The organism is Paracoccus haematequi (assembly GCF_900631945.1).
In the GTDB taxonomy this organism is placed as follows: Bacteria; Pseudomonadota; Alphaproteobacteria; order Rhodobacterales; family Rhodobacteraceae; genus Paracoccus; species Paracoccus haematequi_A.
In genome coordinates, this window is the sequence record NZ_UZWE01000053.1 from 1 (window position 1) to 5,278 (window position 5,278).

At 64.9% G+C, this 5,278-nt stretch carries 8 protein-coding genes; 7 read left to right on the plus strand and 1 reads right to left on the minus strand.

The genetic code is table 11. The annotated features are described in order from the left end of the window. The coding region (locus PARHAE_RS21220) for a hypothetical protein (protein WP_206437012.1) at nt 1–303 on the plus strand (303 nt) is incomplete at its 5' end. Beyond that, nucleotides 300–1,703: a UDP-N-acetylmuramoyl-L-alanine--D-glutamate ligase gene (murD, locus tag PARHAE_RS17155; RefSeq protein ID WP_126155784.1), complete on the plus strand. Its 1,404-nt coding sequence runs from the start codon at nt 300–302 to the stop codon at nt 1,701–1,703. The genes PARHAE_RS21220 and murD, both read left to right, overlap by 4 nt. Before the next feature lie 75 nt (nt 1,704–1,778). On the opposite strand, the gene PARHAE_RS17160 is transcribed toward murD, so the two are convergent. Continuing rightward, on the minus strand, nt 1,779–2,564 hold the full coding sequence (locus PARHAE_RS17160; protein WP_126155785.1) for an enoyl-CoA hydratase: 786 nt from the start codon (nt 2,562–2,564) through the stop codon (nt 1,779–1,781). Nucleotides 2,565–2,621: 57 nt separating this feature from the next. Here PARHAE_RS17160 and PARHAE_RS17165 point away from each other — a divergent pair, with 57 nt between their 5' ends. From PARHAE_RS17165 to PARHAE_RS17185, 5 genes are all read left to right on the plus strand, one after another. Then, nucleotides 2,622–3,062 (plus strand): PaaI family thioesterase, encoded by a 441-nt coding sequence (locus PARHAE_RS17165; protein ID WP_126155786.1) that lies wholly within the window; start codon nt 2,622–2,624, stop codon nt 3,060–3,062. Between the two features lie 133 nt (nt 3,063–3,195). Next, nucleotides 3,196–3,660 (plus strand): 50S ribosomal protein L13, encoded by a 465-nt coding sequence (gene rplM, locus PARHAE_RS17170; RefSeq protein WP_126155787.1) that lies wholly within the window; start codon nt 3,196–3,198, stop codon nt 3,658–3,660. A 2-nt stretch (nt 3,661–3,662) separates the two neighbouring features. Next, nucleotides 3,663–4,151: a 30S ribosomal protein S9 gene (rpsI, locus tag PARHAE_RS17175; protein ID WP_126155788.1), complete on the plus strand. Its 489-nt coding sequence runs from the start codon at nt 3,663–3,665 to the stop codon at nt 4,149–4,151. Between the two features lie 108 nt (nt 4,152–4,259). Beyond that, complete coding sequence (locus PARHAE_RS17180) at nt 4,260–4,502, plus strand: hypothetical protein (protein WP_126155789.1); 243 nt, start codon at nt 4,260–4,262, stop codon at nt 4,500–4,502. 234 nt (nt 4,503–4,736) lie between these two features. After that, the gene (locus PARHAE_RS17185; RefSeq protein ID WP_126155790.1) at nt 4,737–4,922 is read left to right on the plus strand and encodes a hypothetical protein; all 186 of its coding nucleotides are present in this window, start codon (nt 4,737–4,739) and stop codon (nt 4,920–4,922) included. Nucleotides 4,923–5,278: the final 356 nt, after the last annotated feature.

Consider the following 5,278-nt stretch of genomic DNA (forward strand, 5'->3'; position numbering starts at 1 on the left):
TCGCCATGCGCTGCTGCAAGACTGATGAAAGTTTCAGCGCCTTCATTGCTCTCGCCGCAACCGTCATCCGACTCCGGTGAACGTCAACACACCCTAGCAAGTGGCCAAGATGTTCCTTCATCGACCGGACCGGTGGTGTCCTGGTCGCTGCGTATCTTCAGCAAGGAACGGCCCTTCTTGTCTCTTGCCCTTCCAGCGCTATCACTTGGCATTACACTGGTTGTTGTTCTGGTTGCCGGAGTTGATACATCGAAAGAACTCATACAAAAGGTTCTTCGCGTGTTGGGAGTGATTACGCCATGATTCCGGTTCAAGGCGTCGAAGGCCAAACCATCGCCGTTCTGGGCCTCGGCCGGTCCGGCAAGGCCACCGCTGCCGCCCTGGCGGCGGGGGGCGCGACCGTTGTCGCCTGGGACGACGGCGTTGACACGCGCGACGCGGCGGCGGCGGACGGCCTGACCATCCGCGACCTGACCCGCGACGACGCGTGGCAGGGGGTGGCCGCGCTGATCGCCAGCCCCGGCATCCCGCATCTCTACCCCCGGCCCCATCCGGTGATCGCCAAGGCCTATGCCTTGGGTGTGCCGGTGGACAACGATATTGGCCTGTTCTTCCGCAGCTATGCCACCGCCGACTGGGATGGGTTCGACCGCGCCCCCCGCGTGATCGCCGTCACCGGGTCAAACGGAAAGTCCACCACCACGGCGCTGATCCATCATATCCTGAGGGAATCGGGACGTCCGACGCAGATGGGCGGCAATATCGGCACCGGCGTGCTGTCGCTTGAGCCAGCGCATGACGGCGAGGTCGTGGTGCTGGAGCTTTCCAGCTATCAGACCGACCTGGCGCGCGCGCTGACGCCGGATGTCGCGGTCTTCACCAACCTCTCGCCCGACCATCTGGACCGGCACGGCGGCCCTGGCGGCTATTTCGCGGCCAAGCGCCGGCTGTTCGCGGAGGGCGGGCCGGATCGTGCTGTGATCGGCGTCGATGAGGTCGAGGGGCTGTATCTGGCCGACCAGTTGGGCATGGGTCCGGCGGATGACCGGGTGATCCGCGTCTCGGCCGGGCAAAAGCTGGACGGGGCCGCCTGGGCGGTCTTTGCGCGCAAGGGGTTTCTGTCCGAATACCGCAAGGGGCGGCAGGCGGCCTCCATCGACCTGCGTGCGGTCAAGGGCTTGCCCGGCGCGCATAACCACCAGAACGCCTGCGCGGCCTATGCCGCCTGCCGCGCCGTGGGCCTGGCGCCGCGAGAGATCGAGGCCGCGTTCCACAGCTTCACGGGCCTGCCGCACCGCAGCCAGACCGTGGCCGAGATCGGCGGGGTCCGTTACGTCAACGATTCCAAGGCCACCAATGTCGATGCCGCCGCCAAGGCTTTGCAGGCTTTCGACCGCATTCGCTGGATCGCAGGGGGCCTGGGCAAGGAAGGCGGCATCGGCGCGCTGGCGCCCCATCTGGGCCGCGTGACCAAGGCCTATCTGATCGGCCATTCCGCCCGCGATTTCGCGCTGGAGATCGGCCAGACCCCCTACGAGATCGCCGAGACGATGGACGCCGCCGTCGACCGCGCCGCGTCCGAGGCGGAGCCGGGCGACACCGTGCTGCTGGCCCCTGCCGCCGCCAGCTTCGACCAGTATCCGAACTTCGAAAAGCGCGGCGAGCACTTCACGGAGCTGGTGAAGGGGCTGGCGTCGCGCTGACGGCGGCGGGGCAGGGGGCTGTCTGCCCCCGTCCCTTCGGGACTCCCCCGAGGATATTTGGGCAAAGGTGAAGGATCAGGACCAGCTTGGCGGGCGCTTTTCCAGGAAAGCCGCCATGCCCTCGGCGGTGTCGGGCAGCAGGATGTTCTGGCACATCGTTTGCCCCGCCGTCGCATAGGCGTCCGCCGTGCCGAGCCGCAATTGATCGTGGAAGGCGCGCTTGCCCAAGCGGATCGCGGCGGGCAGTTTGGACGCGATAGTCGCGGCCATCTGCATGGTGGTGTCGGTCAGCGCATCGGGCGCGGTGACGCGGTTGACAAGGCCCAGCTGAAGGGCGCGGGCGGCGTCGATGAATTCGCCCGTGGTCAGCATCTCGAACGCGGCCTTGGGCGGGACGGCGCGGGTCAGCGGGACCATCGGGGTCGCGCAGAACAGGCCGATATTCACGCCATTGACCCCGAAGCGGGCGGTTTCCGCAGCCACCGCCAGGTCGCAGGAGGCGACCAACTGGCATCCGGCGGCGGTGGCGATGCCCTGAACCTCGGCGATGACCGGCTGGGGCAGGGCGGGGATCATCTGCATCATCCGGGCGCAGGCGTCGAACAGGTCCGCGAAGGCCGCCGCGCCGTCATCGACATCGCCGCGCGCCGACTGCATCTGCCGCAGATCGTGGCCCGCGCAGAAGGCCTTGCCCTGCGCCGCCAGCACGACCACGCGGACGGAATCGTCGTCGCCGATCTGCCGCAGCGCCTGGGCCAGGGCCTCGATCATCTGCGTCGACAGGGCGTTGTAGTTCTGGGGGCTGTTCAGCACCAGCCGTGCGATATGGTCGCTGTCCTGTCGCTGGATCAGGTCCGGCATCTTGATCTCTCCCTCTGTTTGCCGAAAGCCTATGCCGGGACAGCCAGGGGGAAAAGCATGGATATGGCGATGGACGCACAGGCGCTGAACACGTTCTTGGCGACAGATTTCGCACAGGTGGCCAGCCAGTACCGGGTCGAGAGTGCCGCCCGCGACCGGCTGGTCGCGCGGCTGCTGGTGGGCGACCAGCATCTTCGGCCGGGCGGCACGGTCAGCGGGCCGTCGATCTTTGCCCTGGCCGATGTGGCGATCTATTGCGCGATCCTGTCGCGGATCGGGCCGGTCGCCCTGGCGGTGACCACCAACGCCTCGATCGATTTCATGCGCAAGCCCGAGGCGGGACGGGATTTGCTGGCCGAGTGCCGCGTCCTCAAGCTGGGGCGCAGCCTTGCCGTGGCCGAGGCGCTGATCTTTTCGGAGGGCGCGGCTCAACCTGTGGCGCGCTGTTCGATGACCTATTCGATTCCGTCAAAAAAGCAGGAAAACAGCGCGCTATGATGTGGTATTTTGATACCTAAATCATAGGACAATGTTTTTAAATGATTTATTTGCCATTACGACGCTTGACGGACGGGCCGCGATCCCCGATACACCCCCATCTCGAAATTTTGCGACCCTGAAGGGACGAAAGATGAAAACCTATACCGCGAAACCGGCGGAGATCGAGAAGAAGTGGATCCTGATCGACGCCGAGGGCGTCGTTCTGGGCCGCCTCGCCACGATCGTCGCCAATCGCCTGCGCGGCAAGCACAAGCCGACCTTCACGCCGCACATGGACATGGGCGACAACGTCATCATCATCAACGCCGACAAGGTGCAGATGACCGGCAACAAGCGTGACGACAAGAAATACTACTGGCACACCGGCCATCCGGGCGGCATCAAGCACCGCACCGCGCGCCAGGTGCTGGAGGGCGCCCACCCCGAGCGTGTGGTGACCAAGGCCGTCGAGCGCATGATCAGCCGCAACAAGCTGGGCAAGCTGCAAATGACGCATCTGCGTGTCTATGCCGGTGCGGAACACCCGCACGAGGCGCAGCAGCCCGAAGTTCTGGACGTGAAGGTCCTGAACGCCAAGAACACCCGGAGCGCGTGATTATGGCCGAAGACATCAAGAGCCTCGACGATCTGAAATCCGTCGTGTCGGGCAGCGCCGCCGTGGCCGAGGCCCCGGTTCGCCGCGAAGCGCAGCGCGACCAGCAGGGCCGGTCCTACGCGACCGGCAAGCGCAAGGACGCCGTCGCCCGCGTCTGGGTCAAGCCCGGCTCCGGCAAGGTCGTCGTGAACGGCAAGGACATCAACGAATATTTCGCCCGTCCGGTGTTGCAGATGATCCTGCGCCAGCCCTTTGACGTGGCCGGCGTTGCCGGTCAGTATGATGTGCAGGCCACCGTCAAGGGCGGCGGTCTGTCCGGTCAGGCGGGCGCGGTCAAGCACGGCATCAGCCAGGCGCTGCAACTGCATGAACCCGCGCTGCGCGCCGCGCTGAAGGCCGCAGGCTTCCTGACCCGCGATTCGCGTGTGGTCGAGCGGAAGAAGTACGGCAAGGCCAAGGCCCGCCGCAGCTTCCAATTCTCGAAACGCTGATCCTTCGTTTCAGGACCGACAATCGAACGCGCCCCTTCGGGCGCGTTTTTCTTTTTCCGAGCTGCCGGCTTCAGGCTATGTCCTGCGAGAATTGAACGCAGGAGAGCCATGACATTCCTGGCCACCGGACTGATGCGGATGCGCCGCGCCATCCAGCAGCGGGCGCTGCGGAGATTTCCGACCGATTACCGTGCCGCGATTTCGGACATCGGGTTGCGGCTTCCGGATCTGGCGACGCGGGACACGGCGACCTATGTCCGACACAGGATGCCGCTGGTTCAGCCGGTCAATTCCCGGCGCGAGGTTCGCGACATTGCCACCGCGCAGCCCCGACGAGGGAGTGGTGCGTGAGTTCGGCGTCTTCTGGAGCGCCACCGTCGATCATCTGACGCGGACCGGCTGAAGGATCGACGCCTTCGATCCCTTCGAAGAACTGCCCCAGGACTGGCGGTGCGGCTATGCCAAGGGCCCCTTTGCGCGACACGCTCTGCCCAGGGTGGCGGGCCAATGTTTCGCTGGGCTGGTTTGCTAAGACCGTGCCGCGGTTTGTGTCGTCCGACGGATGCCGCGGGGCCCGTTATCTGCATGTCGACAGCGACCTATCTGAAGGACCGGATCCTGCCGGGCACGGTCATCGTCTCCGACGAAGGCTTCAACTACGATGGCTGGCGGCGTTCGGGCGAATATCGGGCCTTCCAGGAGTGCCTGATTGAGAGGGGCTTGGCTATGACTATCTCACCTCTCACCAGCGTCATCAGCAGGCGGCTGTGAGGATCATCTGAAGCTCGGTCCGCGACCCGAGATGAGAGTTGCCGGTTCACTGGGCAGGGCAGGGGGCACCGCCTGGCTTTCGGGCTTCGTGCCGCGATTCCGGGGCCGGGATTCCCGATTCATGTCATGATTCCGATGCAATCCGGTGCTTAGATGGTTTTGCGGCACCGCCCCTTGCGGGACATGCCAGTCGCAGCATCAGAATTTTCTGTGCAACATCAGCGTGTTGCGCGAATTTTCCATTATTCTCAATTTTTCCTCTTGCTCTCTGTGGCCTGTCTCCGTAAATACCGCTTCACCGAAGGCGGGAACGCTGGAAGGGCCGGGGAGACGGGCTGGATGGCCTGGGTATCCGG